A 24589-nucleotide genomic window follows, 5' to 3' on the forward strand; every position below is an offset into this window, starting at 1 on the left:
CATTTTTAAGAATGATATCAACATATTTAATTTTCAGCCTGGAATTATTTCAAACAAGTAAACCAAAAGGAAAAGAATTTTTTCCTTATTTAAGCAGCAAATAACTACCTGTTTTTGAATTGGCCCGTTGTTAAAAATCAATTATAAATGGAAAATATTATAGCAATAGTCGTAAAAAAATAGATTTAGTTTCACGGTTTTTCCTATAGTTTGAAGGGCGAAATCTTTCATTATATTTGGAAATAAATTGAGCGCTAGGGAAAAAAAATACTCACAGTTCATTGTTAAAATCAATTTTTAAGTCAAGGGAATTTTTATCGACGTATTTATTTAAATTTATTCTAAAATTATATGAAACGATTTTATTTTATTCTTTTATTCTGTTTTTTATGCCTATTATCTGTCCCGAGGGCACAAGATTTTGCTATTCCCACTGAAGGCAAATCATTGGTTTATTTTGTCAGATCTTCAGGTACCGGAGCCCTGATTAACTTCAAATACTTTGATGGGGAAAACTATCTGGGAAAATTCAGAGGTAGAAATTACTTTATGTATGAATGTGATCCTGGTGAACATGTATTTTGGGTTACTTCTGAGAACAGGGACTTTGTGGAAGCAAGTCTGATGCCGGACAAAGTTTATTTTATTGAGGTAAGGCCAACTCCAGGTGCTTTAAAGGCTGCTGTACGGTTGATTCCAATTGATGGGGATGATGCGAGATCCAAAAAAAGACTTGGGAAAATAATCTTAAAAAGGGACCCTGTATCACTTCAAAAATCAGATTTTTCTACTGAAGCGGAGGGACTGGAATATTATATTCAAAATGGTATGAAAAAGTACCTTTCTGACAAGGAAAAGGGAAAGAAAATCACTCAATTGCCTGCAAACTTTTACCATAATTAGACTGGTCATGAAATCCTTCTTTTTATTGATTTTTGTGCTGTCTCTTGGTATTGGAGATCTATTTTCCCAACACCTGAGTTCTGCCGAGGGCAAGAGCTCCCTGGGCCTGGGTATTGGATTGCCTTACGGAGGGTTTGGAACACAAATTTCCTACAATACTGCCAATAATGTCAATGCATTTTTGGGATTGGGTTATAACTTGACCGGAATAGGGGTCAATGGGGGATTAAAGCTGATAGTGCCAAGTAAAAAGGATTATGAATTTTACTTTACCGGGATGTATGGGTACAATGCCGTCATTGTAATGAAAGGGGCCAAAGAGATGAATGGTACCTTTGGGGGTCCAAGTTTTGGTTCAGGGCTCAAAATTAATTCTTTGGTACAACCCGGAGCATTTTGGGACATAGGATTACTGGTTCCTTTAAGATCTGCAAGCTATAAAGCCAGGCTGGAGGAAATCGAACAAAGCCCTTATATGCACGTCAATTCAAAACCCTGGCCGGTACTTTTTTATTTGGCCTACCATTTCCCACTTTCAAAATATTGAATTGGAAATTAATATCTCTTTCTATTGGCAAAAGCTACCAGGGAAAGCATCACCGGTACTTCTACCAGTACTCCCACTACACAGACCAGGGCAGCAGGGCTTTCCAGGCCAAATAGTGCAATGGCTACAGCCACCGATAATTCGAAAAAATTACTGGCTCCTATCATTGCAGCCGGCGCACAGACGGCATGGGTCAGCTTTAGCTTTTTTCCAGAATACCAGGCAATAAAGAAGATAAAGTAGGTTTGGATCACCAATGGTATGGCAATGAAGAAAATGATCCAGGGGTTGTCCAGGATATTACCCCCCTGAAAGGCAAACAACAAGACAAGGGTCAATAGCAGGGCAAGGATACTAACAGGCTTGAATTTTGGCAAAAATCTTTCTTTAAACCAGCTTTCACCTTTTGTCCTGATTAAAGTCCTGCTGGTCAAATATCCGGCCAGCAGAGGAACTACCACATAGATGAATATACTGATGATCAGGGTTTGGTAGGGAATATACACATCGGTGATGCCCAATAGAAAGCCTACAATGGGGACAAAAGCCACCAATATGATCAGGTCATTGACAGATACCTGCATCAGCGTATAATTGGGGTCTCCATCGCAGAGGTAAGACCAGACAAAGACCATGGCGGTACAGGGAGCGGCGCCCAGTAAAATGGCCCCGGCAATGTATTCTCCTGCCAATTCAGGAGAAATAAAGGCACTATAGATATTGGAAAAGAACAGCCAGGCGAAAAAAGTCATGGTAAAAGGCTTGATCAGCCAGTTGATCACTAGGGTGAGCACAATGCCTTTGGGTTTTTTTCCGATTTTCTTCAAACTGGAAAAATCAATCTGAAGCATCATGGGATAGATCATCAACCAGATCAGGATGGCAATGGGTATATTTACCTGGTAGATTTCCAGGGAACTGAGAAAGGCCATGGTATCAGCGGCAACAAAGCCAATACCTATGCCTCCCAGAATACACAAGGCTACCCAAAGGCTCAGGTATCTTTCAAAAAAAGCAATTTCTTTTTTTTCGGTTTTGGTGCTCATTCCAGCTTTATTTTAGAAAATACAAAACTCAATTCAGTAGCGATCTGTAGACTTCTCTCCAGATACTTTTCAGCTTGCTGTGGCGTATCGTCAAATGCCTTTGGATCTTCATAGGTAATCGGGATCCGCTTTTCTGCTCCCGCAATAAAAGGACAACCTGCATCTGCCTGCGAACAGGTCATGATGGCTGCAAAATCCGATTTTGGATTAAAAGTATCATCATAGGTTTTGGAAAAACCTATGACAGGATGGGCATTTTCTCCATATTTGATACTGTACACCGGGTTATTGCCTTCGGAAAGGGTACTGATTTCAAAACCCTGATTTGCCAGGGTTTTAGCAGCCATGGGAAAGAGGGCTGTGGCTTCCGTACCTCCCGAGTAACAATTCACATTCGGTATGCCAAATTTGGTTGCCAGTGTTTGTGCCCATACCTGAGACAGGTGACTACGGCGTGAGTTGTGGGTACATATAAAGTTGATTCTTAATGCCTTATTATGCATTACTTTATCCTGAATATAATCAACCAGGTATTGCAATAGCTTCTTTCTTTCGGCTGATATAGAATGAAAATCTAAATTTTTTATGATCGTTTCTATTTCAGGAAATAATTCATTGTTGGGTACAGACATGGAGGTAAGAAGTAAAGTTGGTGGCTGGAAATGGTTTAGCAACATCCTGATGAAGTGCCGGGAACACAAGTACTGGTTTGGTCTCCGATTGCATTTGGAAGGCTTTTTAAGGGTTTGATGCCAGGTTTTTTAGCAAACAAGGTGATACTGAATATGCCGGTTTCTCCGGACTTGAAATCTGCTTTTTGATCTGCATCCATGTACCGGTCCAATATGCTATCAGGCAGGGTAATTGGTTTTTCCTTTTGGATGGCAATATCTATAAATCCAGCCTTATTGATGTGCGCAATATAATCCTCTTTTAGAATGGCACCTGACACGCATCCGGCATACATTTCTGCATCGGTCTTCAGTGCTTCCGGTAAATCTCCCACCAACACAATGTCAGAGATACTGAAATGTCCGCCAGGCTTAAGGGTACGGTAAATTTCCCCGATTACTTTTTGCTTGTCCGGCACTAAATTGAGAACACAGTTACTGACGATTACATCTGCTACATTATCTGAAACAGGCATTTCTTCAATATCTCCTTGCCGAAATTCCACATTATTATACCCCAGTTTTTCTGCATTGGCACGGGCTTTCCGGATCATCGGCGCTGTAAAATCAATGCCAATCACCTTGCCTTCGGCTCCCGTTTCATGCCGGGCTACAAAGCAGTCATTACCCGCGCCAGAACCCAGGTCTATAACGGTGTCTCCTTTTTGAATTTTGGCGAATTGAGTGGGTAATCCGCAACCCAGGCCCAGATCTGCGGCTGCATGATACCCTTCTACTTTGGCATAATCATCGGTCATCAGGTGATAAACCTCTTCGGTCCCGGCAGCACCGGAGCAGCAAGAACCACTTTCCTGATGGGCGATTTCGCTATATTTTTTCTGAACCAGTTTTTTTAATCCTTCTGATGTTTTCATATTTTTTTGATTTAACAATTTGGACCACAATTGGGATCAGGGGTGGGGTAACTTTCGAAAAGGGTATTGAAAATACCTTTGATTTCTTCCCAGCGCCCCGGGTTGATGCAGTAACTCACAGAGACCCCTTCTATGGTCCCCTGGATGATACCGCTGTTTTTTAATTCCTTGAGGTGTTGGCTAATGGTGGCTTGTGCCAGACCCAATTCTTCTACCAAATGTCCGTTGATGCACGTATTGGATTTGAGCAGGTATTGAAGGATGGCTACCCGGGCCGGATGTGCCAAAACTTTGGCTATTGCAGCAAGTTCATTTTGCGTTTTGCTGAATAAATCACTTTTGGTTACTCCCATCTTAAACGTTTTTTTCCACTATGTTTTCTTTATAAAAATCCAGCAAGGCTGGCAATAAATTTTCTGTAGGCAAGTAGGGAATGCCAAATACCCTATCGGCCAGCCCTTCACGGATGTTCTTGAAAACCTCTGCTTCCGCAGTTGCCCTGCTTTTCAGCAAGGGATCCTTGATGGATGCATGCATGGCTAAGCTCTGGTTTACCACCCAGGCATAGGGGCTGATTCCGGCACGCCTTAAATCTTCCTGTAGAGCAGCTGCCTCCCGCATGGGGGTGGTTTCGGGCAGGGAAATCAAAATGATCTTTGTCAAATTCCCATCTTTCAAGGCCATAAAGGGAGTTTTTATTTTATCTGGATGCAGGCCCGTATGTCGCATTACTTCCCGGTGGTAACTTCCTGCGGTATCCAGCAGCAATAAAGTATGCCCTGTGGGAGCTGTATCAATTACCACAAATTTTCGTTTGGCCTGCTGTATGGCTTTGGAAAAGGCATGGAAAACAGCTACCTCTTCCGTACAGGGAGATTTCAGGTCCTCACGCAGGAGTTTTATACCTTGTTCATCCAGTTTACCACCTTTTTGTTGTAATATTTTTTCGGTATACCGCTGGGTCTCCAATTTGGGGTCAATACGATCTATGGTAAGGCTGGGCGGTATTGCGTCCAATTGATGGATAAAGTCCTGCACATGGGCTGCAGGGTCTGTGGTAGTCAGGTGTACTTCAAAGCCTTTCCTGGCGATCATGATGGCCAGGGCGGAAGCGGTAATGGTTTTGCCTACGCCACCCTTTCCCATGGTCATGAGCAGGCCATGGTCCTGGTTTTTGGTAATCCCTTCAACCAAAAGGTCCAGTCCGTCTAAATGCAGGATCGGGTCGCCTTGATCGGACGCTACATTTGCCTGCAATTTCTCGTCCAAAAGGGAGCGGAGCTTTTCTACCCCCAATACATTATAGGCTAAAAGGGGATATTGCTGCAAGGCCAGACCCTTTAGATTTTCAGGAATGGATTTCAACTGCTCTTGTGCCATTGCCTCCATTTTAACAGCAAAAGCATCTGAAGGATCAAGGGCCTTAAATACCCCGTTGATCAGTAATTTTTGATTGTTCAATCCCAATTCCCTGAGTTCTTCACTGCTACGGGAAGCCTCCTTCAAAGAGGATTTTTCGGCCCGGGACACCAGGTAAAATGTGGTTTGTGAAGCATCCCTTAAAGTGGAAACCACCTTGTTGTAACGTTCCTGACTACTCTTCAGGGCGGAAGTCGGGCCCAGGCAGGAAGCCCCGTCCGGATTTTCTTTCGAAAATGAGGCCCAGGCCGCAGGCAGTTCCAGCAGCCTTAGGGTATGTCCCGTAGGGGCAGTATCGAAAATGATGACATCAAATTGATTGCCTTCGTTTTCTCCTGAAATAAACCGGGAAAATTCGTCAAAGGAAGCAATTTCTGTGGTGCAGGCCCCGGAAAGCTCTTCTTTCATTTTCTTGATATCCGATGCCGGCAAAATACCGCTTAAAGGTTCCGTTACCCGATTGCGGTACTCATGAGCAGCAATTTCCGGATTGATGTTTAGGGCAAATAAATTGTCCAGTCCTTTTACAGCTTGAATTTTTTCGCTGACAGGACTGTCCAGCACATCCTCCAGGTTGGATGCCGGATCTGTACTGATTAATAGCACTTTATGACCTTCATCAGCCATTTTAACAGCAGTAGCACAGGATAGGGAAGTCTTGCCTACACCGCCTTTACCGGTAAAAAATAGATACTGTGATTTAGTGCTTTGCATGATTTACAGAATTTAATATAAAAGGGTTTAGCAACAGCCTGATCCGGGAGCACAGGCATTGGAAGCCGGCTGCATTTCATTCAACAAGGCATTGGCCTGGTTGATGATTTCCTGACTGATGCTGTTTTTTACCTCATTTCCAATATTCATGGCTTCGGCAATTTCCTGAATAGCAATCCCGTATTTTTTCGCTGCTGTTACATAATGTTTTAGCGCACTTTCATTGGAGGAGGCTATGGCCGCCCCAATGGCAATGAGAGTTGTGGTCTTTTGTTTGGGACTTACTTGAATAGGAGAGTCCTTGGATGCCCTTTCCAGAGTTTCCTGCTCCACTAATTGCATCCATTCTGCTTTGGAAGGATATTTACCAGCCATTATCACCTTTTCGTTCAGCAAAATATAGGGTAAAGCTTCCATTCCTTCCTCACGCAACCGGGCTATGGCCTCAGGGTATTGTTGAAATGCTTCTCCATCATTGGAAAGGTTATGTCGGTGAACTTCATGTCCCAGGGACTTCAGCCACTTGACATGGGCTGCTGTCTGCACCAGGGCATCATCCACTTCGGGACCACAAACACCCGTATTGCAACACATGGCAGGGTCTAACAGGGTTATTTTCATGATTTGTTTTATTATTATATTGCAATATTACGATTAATCATTTAAAGAAAAAATAATCCTGCTGATTTTATCTATTGTTGATTTGAAAAATTTAAAGCTTATGGTAAAAGGCCTGTTCCGTCCATCATAAGGAGAGATTTTTTTGGGTACATCAAATTTTTACATTTAGATTTAATGGTATTTATGAAAGTAAATCCCCCTCCTGAAAAAATTCAGGACAGGTTTTTCTCCATTTCAAATGGGGATTCACAGAAATGGGAGAAGCAGTTTGAAGTATCTATTCTTTTTAACAATTATGGAGAATTATTGGGGAAATGCACAGGATTAAATATTATTTTTGGAAATCACTGTACATTAATTTTGTAACCTTTACCTGGATTTAAAATGTTTCACTATGGGAAATTTAAAATTAACCTTTTTTGCGATCCTTGTTTACTTTGTCCACTTGCCCCTTACATTTTCCCAAATCCAAACCCAAGGGACAACCATGCAATCACCTGAAAATAAAGAAGTACAACGGAAAATATTATACCAACTTTTGGGCAGGTTACCAGACAGGGAGCGTCCAATTACTGTAGAACTGATATCCACGGAAGAAAAAGACGGCGTCATCATAGAAAAATTAATGCTGGATATCAATGGGCAGGAGTTGGTTCCCGCTTTTTTTACCAAACCCAAAAATGCAAGCGGCAAACTGCCTGTGGTGCTCTTCAACCATTCCCATTTTGGCCAATACGAGGTAGGAAAAAATGAATTTGTGAATGGAAGAAAAGAAATGCAATCACCTCCCTATGCTTTTGCCCTGGCCAAAGAAGGCTATGCCGGATTGTGCATTGATTCCTGGGGATTTGGTGAAAGGTCGGGAAGGGCTGAATTGGATATTTTTAAAGAGATGATCTGGCAGGGACAGGTTCTTTTTGGCATGATGGTCTATGACAATTTGCGGGCCCTGGACTACCTGGTATCCAGGGAGGATATAGATAAAGACCGCATCGCCACCATGGGCATGTCCATGGGCAGCACAATGGCCTGGTGGCTGTCTGCATTGGATGAGCGAATCAAGGTTTGTGTGGACCTGAACTGTTTGACGGACTTTCACACCCTGATGGAGCAGGGAGATCTCCGGCTGCATGGCATTTATTATTATGTTCCGGATTTGCTGAATCATTTTACCACTTCATCCATCAATGCCCTGATTTCCCCCAGGCCACATTTGGGTCTGGCAGGGGAGTTCGATCCCCTCACACCCATGGAGGGACTTAAAATTATCGATAAAAATCTACAGAAGGTCTATGAAAAAGATGGTGCCCCTGATGCCTGGAAATTAAATATTTATCCTGTAGCCCATGAAGAAACAGCTGAGATGAGAAAGGATATTTTACAGTTTTTGAGGGATTGGTTGTAAATTGGAAAAAATAAACCCAACTGACATGAGATTCATTTGCCTTTTACTATTAATTTTTCCCTCTCTTCTTTTTGGACAGGAATTCATACCCAATTACGATGAATCAAAAGTTCCTGATTATCAGTTGCCTGATCCTTTGGTCTTTGAAAACGGGGAAAAGGTAAGCAGCCCGGAGGACTGGGAAAAAAAGCGTGTCGAAACTTTAAGGTATTTTGAAACGGAAGTATATGGCATTAGTCCGGCCTGGGATGGTGAAATTAAGGCAGAAATTATTACCGAGCTTTTAAATGCTCTCGGAGGTAAGGCAGAAAGAAGGGAAGTAAAACTGACTTTACAGCGCAATGGGAAGGAAGTTGATCTATATGTTTTGATTTATTTGCCGAAGATTGAACAGGCAGCCCCTGTTATTTTGGGGTTAAACTTTTATGGCAACCATACCTTGTCCGATGACCCGACCATTCGTGTTACGGATGCCTGGATCAGAAACAATGAGACTTATGGTGCTACAGATCACAAGGCTTCTGAGAAAGGCAGGGGTCTGAGGCGGGAGAATTGGGCAGTTGAAGAAGCCATCAACAGGGGTTATGGAATTGCAACCCTGTATTATGGAGAGCTGGACCCTGATTTTGACGATGGTTTTGAAAACGGGGTACATGCACTTTATCAGGAAGAGCGCAACGAAAGTTCCTGGGGAGCTGTGGGCGCCTGGGCCTGGGGGCTTTCCCGGGTGATGGATTATCTGGAAACCCTGGATGACGTGGATGCTGCAAAGGTAGCCGTGCTGGGCCACAGCCGATTGGGAAAAGCGGCATTATGGGCTGGTGCCACCGACACCCGTTTTGCATTGGTGATATCGAATAACTCCGGTTGTGGCGGGGCAGCCCTCTCCAGGAGGAACTACGGGGAGACGGTAGGCAGGATCAACAGGGCCTTTCCGCATTGGTTTGCAAAGCGGTTTGATCACTACAGCGAAAATGAGACCGCGCTTCCCATCGACCAGCATCAACTCATTGCACTGATGGCTCCCCGTCCGGTGTACATTGCCAGCGGGGTGGATGACCGATGGGCAGATCCAAAGGGAGAGTTTCTTAGTGGCCTGTATGCCAACCCCGTATATCAATTGTTTGGCAAAACAGGCATGCCCGAAAATAAGCAACCTGCCGTTGACCAACCTGTAATGGGAGAAATTGGGTACCATGTAAGAAGTGGGGGGCATGGCATGTTGCCTTATGACATGCACCAATATTTTAATTTTGCGGACAAACATTGGTAGGATATAGACTGAAAAATCATCGCAGGATAACCCAAATATTGGAATTTTCCGAAGAAAAAGAACGCAGAACTGCCGCCTGTAATTTGGAAAGCGTACTTTTAAAATTCCATGTTTTTTAACCTACCTTCGTAAGATTATTTAACCAGCTTTTCAAGATGTTTTATTACAACCCTAAGGATTGGCTGAATGCCATTTTCAGAATCACCAAGTCAGATACCATACGGACCTTGATGCCCAGTTTGGTTTTTATGGCCTTGTATTCATGGGGCATCGTATACCTGGAAGTCTATTACCTCAAGCTTTCTGAAACCAGTTATGCCAAAGACCTGACCATCATGCATTCCCTTTTGGGTTTTGCCATATCCATGCTACTGGTTTTCAGGACCAACACTGCCTATGACCGCTGGTGGGAGGGAAGGAAGCTTTGGGGAAGCCTGGTAAATAACAGCAGAAATCTGGCCATAAAGATGCAGGTATATTTACCTGATGATGATCAGGGGACAAAAACGTTTTTCAGACAAGTAATCCCTTTGTATGCCGCTTCATTGCAAAAACACCTGCAAAAGCAAAGTACCAAATTTCAATTGGATGAAAAGCCACATCCTGAACTTCCAGACTTTAAAGACAATACCCATGTGCCGAACAGGGTAGCAGAAAGCATCATCAATAAAATCTATGACCTGTACAAACACAAAATAATTTCGGGTGACCAACTCATTACCCTAAATGAAGAAATGGCTTCATTTACCAATATTTGTGGGGCTTGTGAGCGCATAAAAAATACCCCCATACCATTTAGTTACAGCTCATTTATCAAAAAATTTATTTTTTTATATGTGATTACCCTTCCCTTTGGGCTGGCTTTGACTTTAGGGTATTTTACCATTCCTGTGACAACGTTTATCTTTTATGTGCTGGCCAGCCTGGAATTGATTGCTGAAGAAATCGAGGATCCTTTTGGTACGGATATCAATGACCTGCCTATGGAAAAAATAGCAGACAACATCAATAATAATGTAAAGGAAATTCTGAAATAGTTGATGCTTTACCTACCAACCTCGTCTTGTTCAGCCTGGTATAATAAACTCTTTTATGACTATTACTGCCCCGATCGTTAGCGTAAACCACCCGAAGGACCTTTGCAAGCTCAGGGCTGGCAAATCAACACTAAACCGGCTGCCAACATAGATGCCCGAAACAGCCAGACCGGTGATCAGTAAAAGAAAATCCCAGTGAATGGAATAGTTGAGGAGGTCCCCTATAAAGCCAATCAGGGAGTTGCTGGCTACAATCAATAAGGTGGTACCAATGGCTGTTTTAAGTGGTAATTTAGTGATAAAGCCAAGCACCGGGATAATCAGGAAACCTCCCCCTACACCTACAAGGCCGGTTACCAATCCTGACAGCAGGCCAAAAACAACCAGCGGAATTACCGATGCTTTACCATTAGTAGTGCTGTTCAATGGTTTTCCTAAAATCATGTTTAAGGAGGCAAAGATTAAAAGGAAAGCAAAAATGCTTAAAATAAAAGTGTTTTTAGTTAATTTAAAGTTTCCCATCTGCATGATCATCTCAGGTAGGGCAGGAACCATCCATTTTCGCATCAAAAAAATGGATAGGATAGAGGGTATACCAAAAATCAAACCCGCTTTCATGTTGACCAATTGTGCTTTGTACTTGAGCACTGATCCTACCAGGCTGCTGATGCCTACAATAAATAGAGAATAGGCAGAAGCCAGTACCACATCCAGAGAGAAAAGATAAACCAGGATAGGTACAGCCAAAATGGAGCCTCCAGATCCTAAAATACCGAGGACAAGGCCTACAAAAAATAAACAAAAATAACCCAGTAATTCCATATGGAGCATTTTTCGGGAGGATATTTTTAGCCACCTCCCCTCAGGTATCCGATTTACTGATTGGCCAGTACTATAGGGCCAAAGGGCCCAAACTTGTGTTGGTTTTCCGGAAAGCTATCTGTATAGGGTCCAAAAGGATGATCGAATGGTTTCTTGGACAGCTCCGGCCAGTCTTCCGAAAGGTCTATTTCAGGTCTTGGCATGGAGTTGACATAGGCGGCCACATTCCAGGCCTCTTCATCCGATAGAAATGGGGTGTCATAGCTTACCCCATAGGGCATATTGGCTTTCACAAAGGCTGCAAACCTGGAAATCCGGTACAAACCTGCACCCTTGTTGTAACTTTTGCTCCCAAAAAGAGGAGGATAGGTATATTCCATTCCATTTTCGGCAAGAACTCCCTCTCCATTCTCCCCATGACACCTGGTACAATAGGCATCGTATACGGTTTTACCCTTTACCGGGTCAGCTGCTTGCTCAGGAAGAGGGAGTTCCAATAAACCAAAACCCTCATTTTGATTTTCCTTTTCCTTTTTGACATCCTTGCCCACCCATTTCATATAGGCCACCATGGCCTTCATTTCCTTACTTTCAGGATTTAGTGGTTGTCCATTCAGACTTCTCTCGATGCAGTCGTTCACGCGTTTTTCAAAGCCTTCTACAGTTCCGGAGCGGTTTCGAAATGCCGGGTATTTGCTGGCCACAAGCCCGTAGTTATTTCCATAAGGTACCGTTCCAGCCTTTAAATGGCAGTTTTGGCAATTCATGCCATTGCTGATTTGCATAACTTTTCCCTTGGGTCCAAGATACACAGCGGTATGGGCAATCAACTCATGACCATATCGGATCAAGTCTCCATCCCGATTGGAAGGAAGACTGGCCAATAGTGGGGGCTGCCAAACCGAACCGGTTGAAACTGGGACTGTCCTGGCTGTGGACAGGGCAGTCCCGGAAACCTGCTGGGGCTCGATGCGGTAAATACCTAAAGAATACGCTAACAGGAGTAGGCCAGATCCAATGATACCCAATGCCAAAACCTTTATCCATACGGTCAGGCGAAGAAGCAATTGGTACAGCTTTTTTTCTTCCATTCCGTAACTAAATTTCTTTAAGGTTTAATGATGTGATTCTTTGATATATCCCCAGCCCTCTCCTTGTTTGGTAACGATTTCCAGGATGCCATCCGGTACCGTTTTTACTCCTGTCAACAATTGAGAGGGCTTGATTTGATGCCTTTTCAGCGTGGCTTCACAGACCACAAAACTCACCTTATCGTTGCCTTCAAATTGCAGGATTTCTTTTGATACAGTGGAGTTTTCTGAAAGTACCATGTTATAGGCCCCTCCATAGACGACCACTTCAAATTCAGAGTCTGGATAATTGGCAGACATCATGGTAACATGCCTGAGGGCTGCCTGATGCGTTGCTTCATCTTTGCTGGTAATATCAAAGACAATTTTCACCGGATTGGACTGTGCCCATAGACCTATGGTTAAGATAAGGAAAGGGCATAAGAGGATGATTTTCTTCATTATTTTATGGTTTAGTGGAAAACAGGAAGAGCAACATTATCCTCCGGCATAAATGTAGGCGCAGTCCTTCTTTTGCGCACGTGAAAGGGCCCATACTCCGGAGGGAACGATCTGAACCTCTGGCAATACTCCATTTGTCCAGTCTGCTTTTACTTCTTCAGGGTCCATTTCCAATTGCTGTGCAGCCATACCACTGTAGACCTTTAATGCCATGTCACAGACACAAAACATGGCTCCCCTGTTATGCAGCTGCTTGATACCATCTATACCCGGCATGGGATAATCACCATCTTTGGGTATAAAAAAGGGATTTCGTTTGGAAGGAGCGCCGGTGTTGTTATCCACGATGTTAAAAATTTCTCCCAGGGGATACTTCTCCCATAATTGATCTTTCAAAGCAAAAGGAATGGCATTGTGTCGCAAAACGACCATCGCGGTCATTTCATCATCTGATAAACCGGTCTGGTTGTTGGTTTGGTAAAATACCCAGGACCAGATAAATGGGAATCCGGCATGGGGTTCGGGGGCATCATACACTACCCGCTGCTCTCCCTTTACGCCTTCAAACCAGTCATCTGCATCGTTGAGCACTTTTGCATCCATTTGTTTCCCAGCCAATAGCGGACTGGAAATGGCAGATAGTCCTGCTGTGGCCCCGGTGGCCAGGGTTCCGATAAATTTTCTGCGGGAATTCATTAGTGAGTTCTTCATGGTTGATTTGTTTAAAGTTTATTTATTGGTTTTGCGTACATGAACATGAGATGCCTTCTGCCATACTGCGTAAAGTCCTGTTGACCAGGTAGTAGTTTTAAAATTTTTCCCAGATTCAGTGGTTTATCTGACCAGCATCTATTTCGGCTGACAGGTAGTAACCTGATTTCGACTGAATGTAGTTAAAAAACCGTCATTCCGAGGCTTAGAGAGGGTTTTGAGCGGTGAAAGCCGTGGGAATCTCTAGCCAAACGAGACTGCCACACCCTTTCCCAGCTCCTATTCCCAGGACAAAGGGTTCGCAGTAACGATTCAATTGGTTTTTGTTGACGATCTTAATTCGAACTTAGATTAGTATGAAATGTACAATTCAAAGTTATGGATTAAAGTGCTCAGCTGCTTTCGGTATTGTTGCAAGTCCTTTCTACATTGTTGCAAAGGAGAAAAAATCAGTTAGTGGCGGCTCTCAGTGGGGCTTTCACCAAAAGTTTTCCTGAATATTTGAGAAAAATAAACCGGGGATTTAAAACCAACCCGGTAGGCTACTTCCGAAATATTAAGTTCCCCGGAAGCCAATAGTTCCTTTGCTTTTTGTAGGCGGATCAGCCGGATATAAATGGAGGTGGAATGTCCGGTGAGGGCTTTTATTTTGCGGTGGACTTGTGAGCGGCTCAGACAAATGGCATCCGCCAACTGATCCACGGAAAAATCTTCTTCCTCCAGGTGATTGAGGATGGCCTGTTCGGCATTCACCAAAAAACTTTCTATGGTATTTTTTATGGGGTAAGGTTGATCTTTTCCACTCAGGAACCTGCGACTGTATTTTTCCTGCAAACGCTTACGGGTTTCCAGAAGCTTTTCCAGCCGGATCATCAATTCCTCGGTATCAAAAGGCTTGGAAAGGTAAGCATCAGCCCCCCTGGAGAGTCCTGTTAGTCTGGCTTCCTTCTCTGCCTTGGCTGTCAACATAATAATCGGGATGTGATCGCTTCTTTTATCAGTTTTAAGCCTGGCGCAAACTTCAAATCCATCCATTCCCGGCATCATGACATCACAAATGATGATATCCGGAATACTTTCGAAAGCCATTTTCAAACCAGCTTCTCCATTGGTGGCCTGCAGGCATTGGTACTTGTTTTCTAAAATTATTTTCAAATAATTGCCCACGTCCAGGTTGTCTTCAATAAAAAGTACAAGGGGTAAATCCTTTACAAAATCGTTTTTATTACTATCAGCGGATGTTTTAGGCAGGGCAGGTACCAAAAAATAGTAGGGTTCATGATGTTCGCCCCGGGGAGCATGTAAGGTGATAGGAATGCGAACCATAAAGGTACTGCCCATTCCCGGGGTACTTGTCAAATCAATGGTTCCGTTCATCAGTTCGACCAATTCTTTGGTCAGGGCAAGGCCTATTCCCGTACCTTCCGTATTCCGTGTGGAAGAATAATCTGCCTGGTAAAAACGGTCAAAAATATGGGGAATCTCCTGCTGAGAAATCCCTTTTCCATTATCCTTTACTTTTAAAGTAAAATATTCCTTACTGTTTAGGTTTTCCTGATTAAGCTGAATACAGATTTTTCCTCCCTTGGGCGTAAATTTGATGGCATTGGACAAGAGGTTAGAGACTATGGCTGCCAGTTTTGCCGGATCCACATCCATGAGCAATTGTTCACAGGGTATATCCAGGGATAAATCAATCTGTTTATCCCGTGCCAGTGTCTGAAAACCTTCACTGATGTATTTGATATAGGGAACCACATCAAGTTGCTGCAATTCCATTTCCAGATGCCCACTTTCCAGTTTGGCCAGATCGAGCATCTCATTGACCAGTTGCAGTAGATTTTTTCCATTCCGTTCGATCATTTCCAGGGGTTGCGAAGCTTCCTTCCAATGCTGCTCCCGGGCTTTGCTTTGTAAGGTGTCCGTGAGACCGAGAATAACCGTCAGCGGGGTACGAAATTCATGGGTAATATTGGTGTATAGATTGCTTTTAAAATGGTCAATTTCGGTTAGCCGCCTGCTTTCCGCTACTGCCAGTTTTCGGGAGACTTTAAATTTGTAAAACCACCTGGCCAATACCAAAAGTATACCCGCAAATAGGGTATAGGCCCACCACCGTGTCCACCAGGGAGGAGTAATGTAAAATGTAAGGGAAGTGCCGGTTTCGTTCCAAACCCCATCACTGCTGCCTGCAATTACCTGAAAAGTGTACTGTCCAGGGTCAAGGTTGGTATACCTGGCGGTTCTTTGGGTACCTGCCACTATCCATTCCGGATCATAGTTTTCCATCTTGTATTTGTATAGGTTCTTTGACGGATCTGTAAAATGAAGGGCTACATAATCAAAGGTCAGGTCATTTTGCTGATGGGATAGGGTAAGATTGTTATCAGGAGAATTTAATTTATCTTGAAAATCTACCGAAGTACCCGCCACCTGTAAACCACTCAGTACCACATCAGGAGGATAAGGATTGCCTGCTATCTGTTCCGGATAGAAGGATACCAGTCCCCCGTCTCCCCCAAAAAACATTTGGCCATTCGCACTTTTAAATGCACCTATATGATTAAAACTATGTACAGAAAGTCCATCCGAAGCATCAAAATTGGTAAAGTTCAATGTCTCGGGATCAAAACTAACAATCCCATTTCCAGTAGAAAGCCAGTAAATTCCATTTTCATCTTCCAAAATACCGTTGATGGTGTTGCTGGATAATCCATCTTCCGTGGTATATTGTCTAATCGAACCAGTTGATTTATTATAAAGGAACAATCCATTGTTTGGCGTTCCCACCCACATATTTTCTGAATTTTGTTCCAGCATGCAAGTCACTCCGTATTTTTCAGGGAGTGCTGAGAAACTGTCACTTTGATTATCATACCGAAACAGTCCTTCCTGAAAAATACCTGCCCAGATGGTCCCGTTTATACCCTCTTTTATGGCTAAAACGCTGTTATAAAACGTTTGCTGACTGCTATTGGAGAAATTATACCTTTTAAAGGTCTGTCTATCCTTGCTCAGGCAGATGATTCCGCTACTCCAGGTGCCCAGCCACAACCTGCCCTTGCTGTCCTCCAGCATGCTAATAACAGGCTCATTTACACGGTGGGATTCATTCCCGTTTTTAATTTTGTAGGGTGCAAATTGGCCGGTTTGACGATTTAAGGTATCCAAGCCCCCCTCTGTGCCCACCCAAAATGTTCCCTTACTGTCCTCATAAGTCGTCCAGACAATATCACTGCTAATGCTTAACGGATGAATTGGGTCATGTCGGAAATGTGTGTATTTGTTTTGCTTTACATCCAGTCTGTTCAACCCACCTCCCTGGGTACCCAACCAGACAATTCCGGATTGGCCTGGTGCCTCATAAATCCCCATGACATGGTCATAGGACAGGCTTGCTGGATTTTCTTCATTATGGGTATGTATGGTGAATTTATTTAAGGAAGGATCCATCTTATGAAGCCCTCCCGGCAAATTGCCAATCCACAAACGATCCTGACTATCCTGCAAAAAAGACCAGACCTGATTGGAACTCAAACTGCCGGGCTCGCCTGGATTATGGAAAAAGGGCGTTAATTTTTTATTGACCGGATTAAAGTGATTGAGTCCGCCATTATAGGTACCCACCCAAAATTCACCATTTTGATCCTGGTGAATAAATTTTACATGAGGACAAGAGGACCACAAACCCATTTCTCCCTGGGGGGCATATAGATCAGCAGCATCGGGTAGCATGCGAAGAAAACTATCGTTTTCCGGCTCGTAACAATGTAAACCACTTTGGCAGGAACCTACCCATAATTTGCCATCCTGATCCTCAAAAAGTGCACTTATCCGATTATCAATAAGACTTTTTGAATCAGCAGGATCATTCAAATAGCGTTTGGCCTTACCCGTATGCAAATCCATGAGGATAAGACCGCCGCCCGTACTACTTGCGTCAAATGGTTCGCCGGTTCCAATCCAAAGTTGATGGTTTTGATCTGCCAATAGCACCCGAACCTCGTCTTCAAGCAGGTTTACCGAATCCGCCGGGTCATTTAAAAAACGGGTGAATTGGTTCGAATTCCTTTCGTAACGAAATAAACCTCCATTTTGAGAGCCAATCCAAAGATTTTTGTTCCTATCCTCTGCAAAAGCATTGATTTGCCCTGCACCATTATTGGAAGGGGCAGAGGGATTAGCAGCATACCTGATAAAACAATTACAAGCCGGATTGTATCTGTCCAGATCAGATTTGGAGCCTATCCATAAATCCCCTTTAAAATCGACAAACAGGGTTTCAACCCGGTTTTGGGACAAAGAGGAAGAATCCCCTGGAATATGGCTATAGCTCTCGAACGCGTATCCATTGTACCTTACCAGGCCATCTTCTGTAGCTATCCAAATATAACCCTGATGGTCCTGAGCAATATCCAAAATGGAATTACTCGGCAAACCCTGCTCGGTGGTAAATCGCTCGAATGAAACAGCTGGCTTGGTTTGAGACAGCGTAAGGTAGGGGGGGAGGAGCAATGGCCAGGCAATTACAATGGTCAAGGCAGGTATTGAAATCCTGAAAGTGGAGCGATTGCTTTTCATTTTGGTTGATATTGTTTGGCTATTAAACCCTCAACTTCAATTCTATCTCTCCTAAAATGATTACTGGTTTGGCTATACCAAAATTGCTATTTTCCTGTAAATTTACCCCGAAGGCTATTTATTTCTAAATCTGAAAGGAAAGAACTATTTAATAATTTAATTCTTAACTTTTTCAGAACAATAACCTACAAAAATACAAATTAAAAAGCAAGTATATGGGTCATTCAATTTTTGGCTGGTATAAATGATTTATGGTGGAATACGGGTCATGTACACCTGTTAAGGGTTTTAGGGTGCCTTTCCTTAGGCAAGATATTTATATTTCTTTTTTCTTTATAATTTTTATAAATACTCAGTATATTCGAAAAAATAAATAGATCTTAAAAGTATTAAATTTTCCCGGGCAGCCTTTTTGAGTAATAAAGGCTACAGCTTATGCCCGGAAAGTTTAAAACCTTTCAAAACCCAAAACCCATGAAATCTTCTTTTCTACTAATTTTTATGGCCGTATGGATCATTTCCGGCTGTTCTCCGGCACCTTCTATTGATGAAGCGCTCACCCAAACTGTATTGGACCACCATTGGGAGACCTTTATCAGCAATGACCTGGAAGGCGTCATGGAAGATTATACAGAAGAGTCCATTCTGATTACCCCTAACGGTACCTATATGGGCCTGGATGAAATCCGACAAAACTTTGTCAATGCCTTTAAGGCCTTTCCTGCAGGGCAAGCCACACTTACCCTGACAGAAAGTTTGGCGGTCAAGGATATAGGCTATATCCTATGGGAAGCGGATACACCAGCATTCAATCTGAGCTACGCTACGGACACTTTTATCATCCGGAATGGCAAAATCATCCGGCAAACCTATGCCGGAGTAAGGGAAGATAAATAACTGTAGCTATACCCGTTGAGGTCTTTGAGACCTCGACGGTTTTTTTCGGGTACGTCTGGAAAAAGACCTTCGGGGTTGAGAAAACCCCAAAGGTCAATAGTCCTAACCGTTGAGGTCTTTGGGACCTCGACGGTTTTTTTCGGGTACGTCTGGAAAAAGACCTTCGGGGTTGAGAAAACCCCAAAGGTCAATAGTCCTAACCGTTGAAGTCTTTGGGACCTCGACGGTTTTTATCGTGACCGCCCTGGGAAAAGACCTTTTATGACCGTGAGAATTCTCCTATCATTCTAAAAAGTTATCTCAATTATTCTCTTCTCGATACCGATAACCAGCCGATAAAGACAGAAGTCTTGAATCAAAATTTCTACCTGGCTTCATTCTTTAAAGTCCGAGAACTAACCCAACAACAATTTAACCAAATCCTGGCGCCAAGGGAAGAAATGTCGGGATACTCCATCGTTAAAGGTAAAGGGGTAGGCTTGGTAACTTTAATGGCTGGTTTAGTTGGATTGGGCGTGGTAGCTGGTGGATCTGAATGATGGTGGGATAATGAGCTAATAATACCTGCTTATTGTCCATAAGAATGGGCACCTGGGTGATGATCTAATGGAAATCATCCATATTACTTTCATAGGCGATATCCGAGGAGTCTCCCAGGATGTAAAGCGTAGAAGTATTGATCTTTATTTAAGTTAATGTAGAATTGAATATGCTTTACCGTGTAGAGTAAGCCTATCTATTTCGAATCCCTTTTGAATGGCTCATAAGACATCCAATCCACCTCCAACTCATAAGGTTGCAAGGGTTTTTCAATTGAATTTTCATTAGTTTGCACCGACCAATTATTGGTATGCCAAAAATTCATTCTATAATGGCTGTGGTGTTGAGGTATTCCTCTTTCAGTGCCCTGATAATCCCAAAGCACGATTTTTTCACCACTTTCAGGATGAAGTATCCACCAGCGGACGCGGTCCGGATACCAATCAAAACCATAGGTGTAAAATCGTGCGGAGGCATCATAGTCTGCAATGGCCACAATGGAGTCGGGCTGATTTTGCAAATCGGTCAAAGGGACCCTCAGATCATTGTGATCTTCTCTGTAGACCGTACTATAGATAATTCCTTCAGCCAGATTGATGATCCTGCCAACTCTTTTAAGTTCGCCTGAATGACCCGTCCAGGTGCCTATATAAATAACAGTAGGGTCTGCAAGTAGCCATTCGAAGTCAATTTCACTCAGTCCGGGAATACTATCCATATGATAAGTAAAATAACCTACCACTGCACCCACATTAGGTTGGATATCAATTACCTGTGGAATTTTCAGCCTGGCAGCATAAGTGCCAAAATGCGTAAATTTTCTGGAGATAATTTCTGGTCCGCGGCCTGCACCGGCACTATCTGTAGGATCTATCTTAAAGGAAAGGATTTTAGTTCCCTCCTCTGAAGGGGAATTCGTCCCCAGCTTGTATTTAAAATCGGATTTGTTTCCGGTCGAGCCATACCTGAAATACGCCGAAGTAGTATCGGAAAAATCTTCGACAAAGGCTTCGTGATACTTCTCTGTTTGGGAAATGGCCATTAGGGGAATGAAATAGATCATAGCCGATAAAATATGCTTAATCATAGATAGCAACTGTTTGGAAGAGAACCAAATCTACAAAAAAGTCCGGATTGTAAAGCATAGTTTCGAGGCAGTTTAGGTTTGGTTTTAATAAAAAATTGGTTTTGCCAATTCACTGTTTCTTGCTTACCGGTTTTTCTATAAGGTTGAATAAGCACCTCAACAGGAAAGCCCATCATACTTAACTGCGTTCTGATCCTTTTCTCTGCAAGTAATCCTTATCGGCTTATCACGATGCTGATGGTAGTTTTGCTTACAATGGCAGAAAACAGAGGGATAAATCCTTATTTAACATTCATGATTTTGATATATAATGCAATAATAATGATTTATAATACTTTTATTAGCATTTATTTTTTGTATATTGATTACGCCTTCCGAAACCAGAATTCAGTCTCCTACCTTTATAGCTGAACCACCATGAAAAAATTATTCAAAAACTTTCCCTTACCTGTGGTCCTTGTCTTGTTTGCCCTCTATTCCTGTGAGCAGGAAGACCAATCTTTACCCTCGCTGCAGGGCAGCATCCGGTTTGGGGGAATCAGCCTTAATTTTGTCCCAATGGCTTCGCCGGGTAGCCGGATTACTGCAAATTCTCCTTGGGTACATGTTTTCCCCAATTCAGCAAATCTGGTTTTCATTGATAAGAACTCAGGCCAGCAATATGTCCTTGAATACGATCCCAGTGACTTTTCAGCTCCTTATAGCATTGCCTTACCTTATGGGGATTATGAATACCATTCGGTCATAGAGGGAGGTATTTATTCAGATTTTTTACCTTATGAGGCTAGAGGGGAAATTTCCCTGGCCAGCCAAACCCTGGATATTAGCCTTGAGGCAGAAACAGCTTATGGACTGGTCACGGTGAAGGATCAATATTTGGAAAAGGCCTCGTTTTCAGATGGAGAAAGGGAATCAGACCTTGTGGAGCACCCGGACAGTAATTATTGGTATTCCTATGTGAAAGGGGGAACTAAAGCCAGGCTGAATATCAGGGAATCTTTACAGCGTTCTACCATCAGCAGAGAACTGAATATTGAAGCAAACAGGCACTACAATTTTATTCTGGAGCAAGGTGAAGGGGCTGCTGTAATCAGGGGCCTTATCCTGGCTGCATTTGACCTGGAGGAAGAGGAAATTCTTCTGGGTTTGAGTACAAAGTTCTTCGAGGAAAACGGAATCATCAAATGTCCCGGAGCCGTCCCCGGAGAGAAAGGTATGATCAATGATAAAATGTATCAGGCTGTGGACAGGACGCTTCTGATCCAAATGAGAGATCAAGGGGCTGATTTGACCTGTGTTTGTACTTCCCCGGTGACAGATATGAATTCGTTATTTTACGATGCCACTTCTTTCAATCAACCCATAGGAAATTGGGATGTAAGTAATGTTACGAATATGAAAGATATGTTTCACGGAGCCATTTCTTTCAATCAGCCAATCGGGAATTGGGATGTAAGTAATGTGAGGGATATGGGGTACATGTTTCGTAGGAACTTGATTGGACCATCTTCCTTCAACCAATCAATAGAGAACTGGGATGTAAGTAATGTTACAAATATGTATGGGATTTTTTTAGGAGCCTCCGATTTCAACCAACCATTATGTAATTGGGATGTAAGTAGTGTTACGAATATGGCCAGCATGTTTTCTGGTGCCACTTCTTTTAATCAATCCATCGAACACTGGGATGTAAGCAATGTAACTTTTATGGATGTAATGTTTTCGTGGGCCTCGAATTTCAATCAACCAATAGGAAATTGGGATGTATGCAATGTTAAAAGTATGTCAGGGATATTTTCAAGAACCTCCAAATTCAATCAACCACTAGGAAATTGGGACGTGGGAAATGTAATTGATATAAGTTTTATGTTTAGTTATGCCACTTCTTTCAATCAACCTATAGGAAACTGGGATGTAGGCAATGCAACGGATATGAGTTTCATGTTTTCTTCAGCCACATCGTTCAACCAACCAATCGGGGATTGGGATGTTAGTGAAGTTACAAGCATGTATGCGATGTTTTGGGGAGCAGAAAAATTCAACCAAAATATAAATTCATGGTGCGTACAAAATATCACCTCAGAACCTACAGATTTTTCCAAAGAAAGTGCTTTGCTGGATACCAATAAACCAGTATGGGGTACCTGTTCGGAATGAGTCATTCCCAGTCTTATCCATTTAAATCCTCCATTCCAGCGGAAAACCAAAATTCAGCGACTAGAATTTTAATTTTTTTCCCTGCCCTGATGATTTTTGTTTAAATGGGTCAATTCCGAATGAACTCCTTTTTGCTGTGGGTATCGTAAAAGGACCTTGATTGCTATCCTGATTTTAGGAATATAGGTTGAAAAATGTCTCCATATCCGCTTTATTGAAAACCAGATTACTTTCCGTTTCTTTATGCGGCTAGCTTATTTTAATGATTTACACTTTACCAATAAGAGTTACCGAATATTCAATCAGTAATTTTTCAATTTGATGATCAATTATTTTTATTTATCATTATATTTAAGGGTAATTGTGACAGGAAGCGACTTAATACAAAAAAAAACAGAACGGATTAATCGGTTTACCAGTCTGGAAGAAGCCTTCGGCGGGAATGATGATGCCTTGCGAAATACCTCCATGAAATCGGTGTATCATTAGCGTATGGGGTAAAACCGGAATCTAGATTAAAACGGTCGGTGGATGATATATAAAGCGGGGAGATGATTACAAAATAATTTCTACCTAAAATAGCATTGAATATGGCCAGCAAGCAGGATATCGATTATACCTATTCCAAAATGGACAAAATTTGGCGGTGGAGCGTTGGGGAAAGGGCTGATTTTACCGGGGCCAAGTATGATGGCGATTTTTCACTTTCACTGGAAGAGGCCCAGGAAAATAAGCACAAGTTTATTGCCGAAAATCTGGAAATAAAAGCGGGTGACAGGGTACTGGATATTGGTTCGGGCTGGGGGCCATTTTTAACCTATATCCAAGGTTTGGGAGCAATAGGAACCGGAATTACACTTTCGCAGGGCCAATACAATGCCTGTAAGCGCAATGGCCTTGATGTACATATTTGTAATTACCGCGACCTAACTCCTGCAACATTTGGAATATTTGATGCAATAGCTTCAGTCGGCGCATTCGAACATTTTTGTTCGGTGGAAGAGTACAGGGCGGGTAAACAAGATGAAGTTTATCAAAACTTTTTTAAAATTGTCAGCAGTTTACTACCGGTAGGAAAACGCTGTTTTATCCAATCCATGGTTTTTGGAAAAGACATGATAGACATTGATAGTGCCGATATACATGCACCTAAGTATTCTAATGAATATTTGTTAGCACTCATCATGAATGAATTCCCTGGATCCTGGATCCCTTATGGGAAAGAACAAATCATAAAAAACGCTGCTCCTTATTTTAAGCTTGTTACTGAACACAGTGGCAGGCTGGACTATATTGAAACCATCAAAATTTGGCGTAAAAAACTAAAATCTTTTGGCTGGAAAAAGTACTGGGCCTACCTGCAGCTTGTCCCTCAACTTTTTACTGACCCTTCCATGCGTAAACGCTTGAGCAACCTGAAAATAGCACCTATCAAGGTTGTTTTCGAACGAGGTATTTGGGACCATCACCGCCTGGTATTTGAAAAAGTAAGTGATTAATCTTTCTGGAACTACTTGCGCCCAAATATGAAACAAGTACATTTAAATTATTTCGTACATTAGAAGTTTTATGGCTTAGGAGAGCGGGTATGACCTTGGATAGGGTGGTGCAATTCCTATAAATTAGCCACCAAATCTGTTGAGGTCCAGCTCATTTTTGAATTCCGTCAGCTGCCACCTCCTAAATATTCAATTCTCTCATTAATCTCGAACCAATAATCCCGAAAAAAGACCAATAGGTAGGAATCGATT

The 24589-nt window shown here is 42.6% G+C and carries 21 protein-coding genes; 9 read left to right on the top strand and 12 right to left on the bottom strand.

Going from position 1 to position 24589, the window contains the following annotated elements; genetic code table 11:
* Positions 1–351 precede the first annotated feature (351 nt).
* The gene (locus G9Q97_RS18045; protein WP_166149370.1) at positions 352–903 is read left to right on the top strand and encodes a hypothetical protein; all 552 of its coding nucleotides are present in this window, start codon (positions 352–354) and stop codon (positions 901–903) included.
* Between the two features lie 7 nt (positions 904–910).
* Positions 911–1450, top strand: a complete 540-nt coding sequence (locus tag G9Q97_RS18050) for a hypothetical protein (RefSeq protein ID WP_166149372.1) — start codon at positions 911–913, stop codon at positions 1448–1450.
* A gap of 8 nt (positions 1451–1458) precedes the next feature.
* Here the strand turns inward: G9Q97_RS18050 and arsB are convergent, their stop codons facing one another.
* The 6 genes from arsB to arsD are packed head-to-tail and all read right to left on the bottom strand — an operon-like array spanning position 1459 to position 6796.
* Complete coding sequence (gene arsB / locus G9Q97_RS18055; protein ID WP_166149374.1) at positions 1459–2496, bottom strand: ACR3 family arsenite efflux transporter; 1038 nt, start codon at positions 2494–2496, stop codon at positions 1459–1461.
* Complete coding sequence (locus tag G9Q97_RS18060; protein WP_166149376.1) at positions 2493–3128, bottom strand: arsenate-mycothiol transferase ArsC; 636 nt, start codon at positions 3126–3128, stop codon at positions 2493–2495. Before G9Q97_RS18060 ends, arsB begins: the two co-directional genes overlap by 4 nt.
* A 35-nt stretch (positions 3129–3163) precedes the next feature.
* Positions 3164–4042 carry an arsenite methyltransferase gene (locus G9Q97_RS18065; protein ID WP_166149378.1) on the bottom strand — a complete coding sequence of 293 codons (879 nt, stop codon included), beginning with the start codon at positions 4040–4042 and terminating at the stop codon, positions 3164–3166.
* An 11-nt stretch (positions 4043–4053) separates the two neighbouring features.
* Positions 4054–4395 carry an ArsR/SmtB family transcription factor gene (locus G9Q97_RS18070; protein ID WP_166149380.1) on the bottom strand — a complete coding sequence of 114 codons (342 nt, stop codon included), beginning with the start codon at positions 4393–4395 and terminating at the stop codon, positions 4054–4056.
* Between the two features lies 1 nt (position 4396).
* Positions 4397–6175 carry an arsenical pump-driving ATPase gene (arsA, locus tag G9Q97_RS18075; protein WP_166149382.1) on the bottom strand — a complete coding sequence of 593 codons (1779 nt, stop codon included), beginning with the start codon at positions 6173–6175 and terminating at the stop codon, positions 4397–4399.
* A gap of 27 nt (positions 6176–6202) precedes the next feature.
* Positions 6203–6796 (bottom strand): arsenite efflux transporter metallochaperone ArsD, encoded by a 594-nt coding sequence (gene arsD / locus G9Q97_RS18080; protein ID WP_166149384.1) that lies wholly within the window; start codon positions 6794–6796, stop codon positions 6203–6205.
* A gap of 487 nt (positions 6797–7283) precedes the next feature.
* Here arsD and G9Q97_RS18085 point away from each other — a divergent pair, with 487 nt between their 5' ends.
* The 3 genes from G9Q97_RS18085 to G9Q97_RS18095 all read left to right on the top strand — a co-directional run bounded on the left by G9Q97_RS18085 (position 7284) and on the right by G9Q97_RS18095 (position 10511).
* The gene (locus G9Q97_RS18085; RefSeq protein ID WP_222852022.1) at positions 7284–8201 is read left to right on the top strand and encodes a dienelactone hydrolase family protein; all 918 of its coding nucleotides are present in this window, start codon (positions 7284–7286) and stop codon (positions 8199–8201) included.
* A gap of 25 nt (positions 8202–8226) precedes the next feature.
* Positions 8227–9474 carry an alpha/beta hydrolase family protein gene (locus G9Q97_RS18090; RefSeq protein ID WP_166149388.1) on the top strand — a complete coding sequence of 416 codons (1248 nt, stop codon included), beginning with the start codon at positions 8227–8229 and terminating at the stop codon, positions 9472–9474.
* 155 nt (positions 9475–9629) lie between these two features.
* Positions 9630–10511 carry a bestrophin family protein gene (locus G9Q97_RS18095; protein WP_166149390.1) on the top strand — a complete coding sequence of 294 codons (882 nt, stop codon included), beginning with the start codon at positions 9630–9632 and terminating at the stop codon, positions 10509–10511.
* 30 nt (positions 10512–10541) lie between these two features.
* Here the strand turns inward: G9Q97_RS18095 and G9Q97_RS18100 are convergent, their stop codons facing one another.
* The 5 genes from G9Q97_RS18100 to G9Q97_RS18120 all read right to left on the bottom strand — a co-directional run bounded on the left by G9Q97_RS18100 (position 10542) and on the right by G9Q97_RS18120 (position 18157).
* Positions 10542–11333, bottom strand: coding sequence for a sulfite exporter TauE/SafE family protein (locus G9Q97_RS18100; protein ID WP_166149392.1), 792 nt, complete (start codon positions 11331–11333; stop codon positions 10542–10544).
* Between the two features lie 53 nt (positions 11334–11386).
* Positions 11387–12424: a c-type cytochrome gene (locus tag G9Q97_RS18105; protein WP_166149394.1), complete on the bottom strand. Its 1038-nt coding sequence runs from the start codon at positions 12422–12424 to the stop codon at positions 11387–11389.
* Between the two features lie 24 nt (positions 12425–12448).
* Positions 12449–12865, bottom strand: coding sequence for a DsrE family protein (locus tag G9Q97_RS18110; RefSeq protein WP_166149396.1), 417 nt, complete (start codon positions 12863–12865; stop codon positions 12449–12451).
* 36 nt (positions 12866–12901) lie between these two features.
* The gene (locus G9Q97_RS18115; protein ID WP_166149398.1) at positions 12902–13576 is read right to left on the bottom strand and encodes a Tat (twin-arginine translocation) pathway signal sequence containing protein; all 675 of its coding nucleotides are present in this window, start codon (positions 13574–13576) and stop codon (positions 12902–12904) included.
* Between the two features lie 453 nt (positions 13577–14029).
* Complete coding sequence (locus G9Q97_RS18120) at positions 14030–18157, bottom strand: hybrid sensor histidine kinase/response regulator transcription factor (protein WP_166149400.1); 4128 nt, start codon at positions 18155–18157, stop codon at positions 14030–14032.
* Between the two features lie 474 nt (positions 18158–18631).
* Here G9Q97_RS18120 and G9Q97_RS18125 point away from each other — a divergent pair, with 474 nt between their 5' ends.
* Positions 18632–19054, top strand: coding sequence for a nuclear transport factor 2 family protein (locus G9Q97_RS18125; RefSeq protein WP_166149402.1), 423 nt, complete (start codon positions 18632–18634; stop codon positions 19052–19054).
* A gap of 350 nt (positions 19055–19404) precedes the next feature.
* Positions 19405–19593 carry a hypothetical protein gene (locus G9Q97_RS18130; RefSeq protein ID WP_166149404.1) on the top strand — a complete coding sequence of 63 codons (189 nt, stop codon included), beginning with the start codon at positions 19405–19407 and terminating at the stop codon, positions 19591–19593.
* A gap of 197 nt (positions 19594–19790) precedes the next feature.
* On the opposite strand, the gene G9Q97_RS18135 is transcribed toward G9Q97_RS18130, so the two are convergent.
* Positions 19791–20681 carry a glycoside hydrolase family 16 protein gene (locus tag G9Q97_RS18135; RefSeq protein ID WP_166149406.1) on the bottom strand — a complete coding sequence of 297 codons (891 nt, stop codon included), beginning with the start codon at positions 20679–20681 and terminating at the stop codon, positions 19791–19793.
* A 417-nt stretch (positions 20682–21098) separates the two neighbouring features.
* Here G9Q97_RS18135 and G9Q97_RS24880 point away from each other — a divergent pair, with 417 nt between their 5' ends.
* Both G9Q97_RS24880 and G9Q97_RS18145 read left to right on the top strand, forming a co-directional pair.
* Positions 21099–22838, top strand: a complete 1740-nt coding sequence (locus G9Q97_RS24880) for a BspA family leucine-rich repeat surface protein (protein WP_222852023.1) — start codon at positions 21099–21101, stop codon at positions 22836–22838.
* A 590-nt stretch (positions 22839–23428) separates the two neighbouring features.
* Positions 23429–24337 (top strand): SAM-dependent methyltransferase, encoded by a 909-nt coding sequence (locus tag G9Q97_RS18145; RefSeq protein ID WP_166149408.1) that lies wholly within the window; start codon positions 23429–23431, stop codon positions 24335–24337.
* Positions 24338–24589 lie beyond the last annotated feature (252 nt).

This window comes from Cyclobacterium plantarum (assembly GCF_011290685.1).
Taxonomy (GTDB): Bacteria; Bacteroidota; Bacteroidia; order Cytophagales; family Cyclobacteriaceae; genus Cyclobacterium; species Cyclobacterium plantarum.

Excerpts from the sequence above, each read along its gene's own strand:
- G9Q97_RS18045 (WP_166149370.1), top strand. The coding sequence starts at position 352 with ATGAAACGATTTTATTTTATTCTTTTATTCTGTTTTTTATGCCTATTA.
- G9Q97_RS18050 (WP_166149372.1), top strand. The coding sequence starts at position 911 with ATGAAATCCTTCTTTTTATTGATTTTTGTGCTGTCTCTTGGTATTGGA.
- arsB (WP_166149374.1), bottom strand. The coding sequence starts at position 2,496 with ATGAGCACCAAAACCGAAAAAAAAGAAATTGCTTTTTTTGAAAGATAC.
- G9Q97_RS18060 (WP_166149376.1), bottom strand. The coding sequence starts at position 3,128 with ATGTCTGTACCCAACAATGAATTATTTCCTGAAATAGAAACGATCATA.
- G9Q97_RS18065 (WP_166149378.1), bottom strand. The coding sequence starts at position 4,042 with ATGAAAACATCAGAAGGATTAAAAAAACTGGTTCAGAAAAAATATAGC.
- G9Q97_RS18070 (WP_166149380.1), bottom strand. The coding sequence starts at position 4,395 with ATGGGAGTAACCAAAAGTGATTTATTCAGCAAAACGCAAAATGAACTT.
- arsA (WP_166149382.1), bottom strand. The coding sequence starts at position 6,175 with ATGCAAAGCACTAAATCACAGTATCTATTTTTTACCGGTAAAGGCGGT.
- arsD (WP_166149384.1), bottom strand. The coding sequence starts at position 6,796 with ATGAAAATAACCCTGTTAGACCCTGCCATGTGTTGCAATACGGGTGTT.
- G9Q97_RS18085 (WP_222852022.1), top strand. The coding sequence starts at position 7,284 with ATGCAATCACCTGAAAATAAAGAAGTACAACGGAAAATATTATACCAA.
- G9Q97_RS18090 (WP_166149388.1), top strand. The coding sequence starts at position 8,227 with ATGAGATTCATTTGCCTTTTACTATTAATTTTTCCCTCTCTTCTTTTT.
- G9Q97_RS18095 (WP_166149390.1), top strand. The coding sequence starts at position 9,630 with ATGTTTTATTACAACCCTAAGGATTGGCTGAATGCCATTTTCAGAATC.
- G9Q97_RS18100 (WP_166149392.1), bottom strand. The coding sequence starts at position 11,333 with ATGGAATTACTGGGTTATTTTTGTTTATTTTTTGTAGGCCTTGTCCTC.
- G9Q97_RS18105 (WP_166149394.1), bottom strand. The coding sequence starts at position 12,424 with ATGGAAGAAAAAAAGCTGTACCAATTGCTTCTTCGCCTGACCGTATGG.
- G9Q97_RS18110 (WP_166149396.1), bottom strand. The coding sequence starts at position 12,865 with ATGAAGAAAATCATCCTCTTATGCCCTTTCCTTATCTTAACCATAGGT.
- G9Q97_RS18115 (WP_166149398.1), bottom strand. The coding sequence starts at position 13,576 with ATGAAGAACTCACTAATGAATTCCCGCAGAAAATTTATCGGAACCCTG.
- G9Q97_RS18120 (WP_166149400.1), bottom strand. The coding sequence starts at position 18,157 with ATGAAAAGCAATCGCTCCACTTTCAGGATTTCAATACCTGCCTTGACC.
- G9Q97_RS18125 (WP_166149402.1), top strand. The coding sequence starts at position 18,632 with ATGAAATCTTCTTTTCTACTAATTTTTATGGCCGTATGGATCATTTCC.
- G9Q97_RS18135 (WP_166149406.1), bottom strand. The coding sequence starts at position 20,681 with ATGATTAAGCATATTTTATCGGCTATGATCTATTTCATTCCCCTAATG.
- G9Q97_RS24880 (WP_222852023.1), top strand. The coding sequence starts at position 21,099 with ATGAAAAAATTATTCAAAAACTTTCCCTTACCTGTGGTCCTTGTCTTG.
- G9Q97_RS18145 (WP_166149408.1), top strand. The coding sequence starts at position 23,429 with ATGGCCAGCAAGCAGGATATCGATTATACCTATTCCAAAATGGACAAA.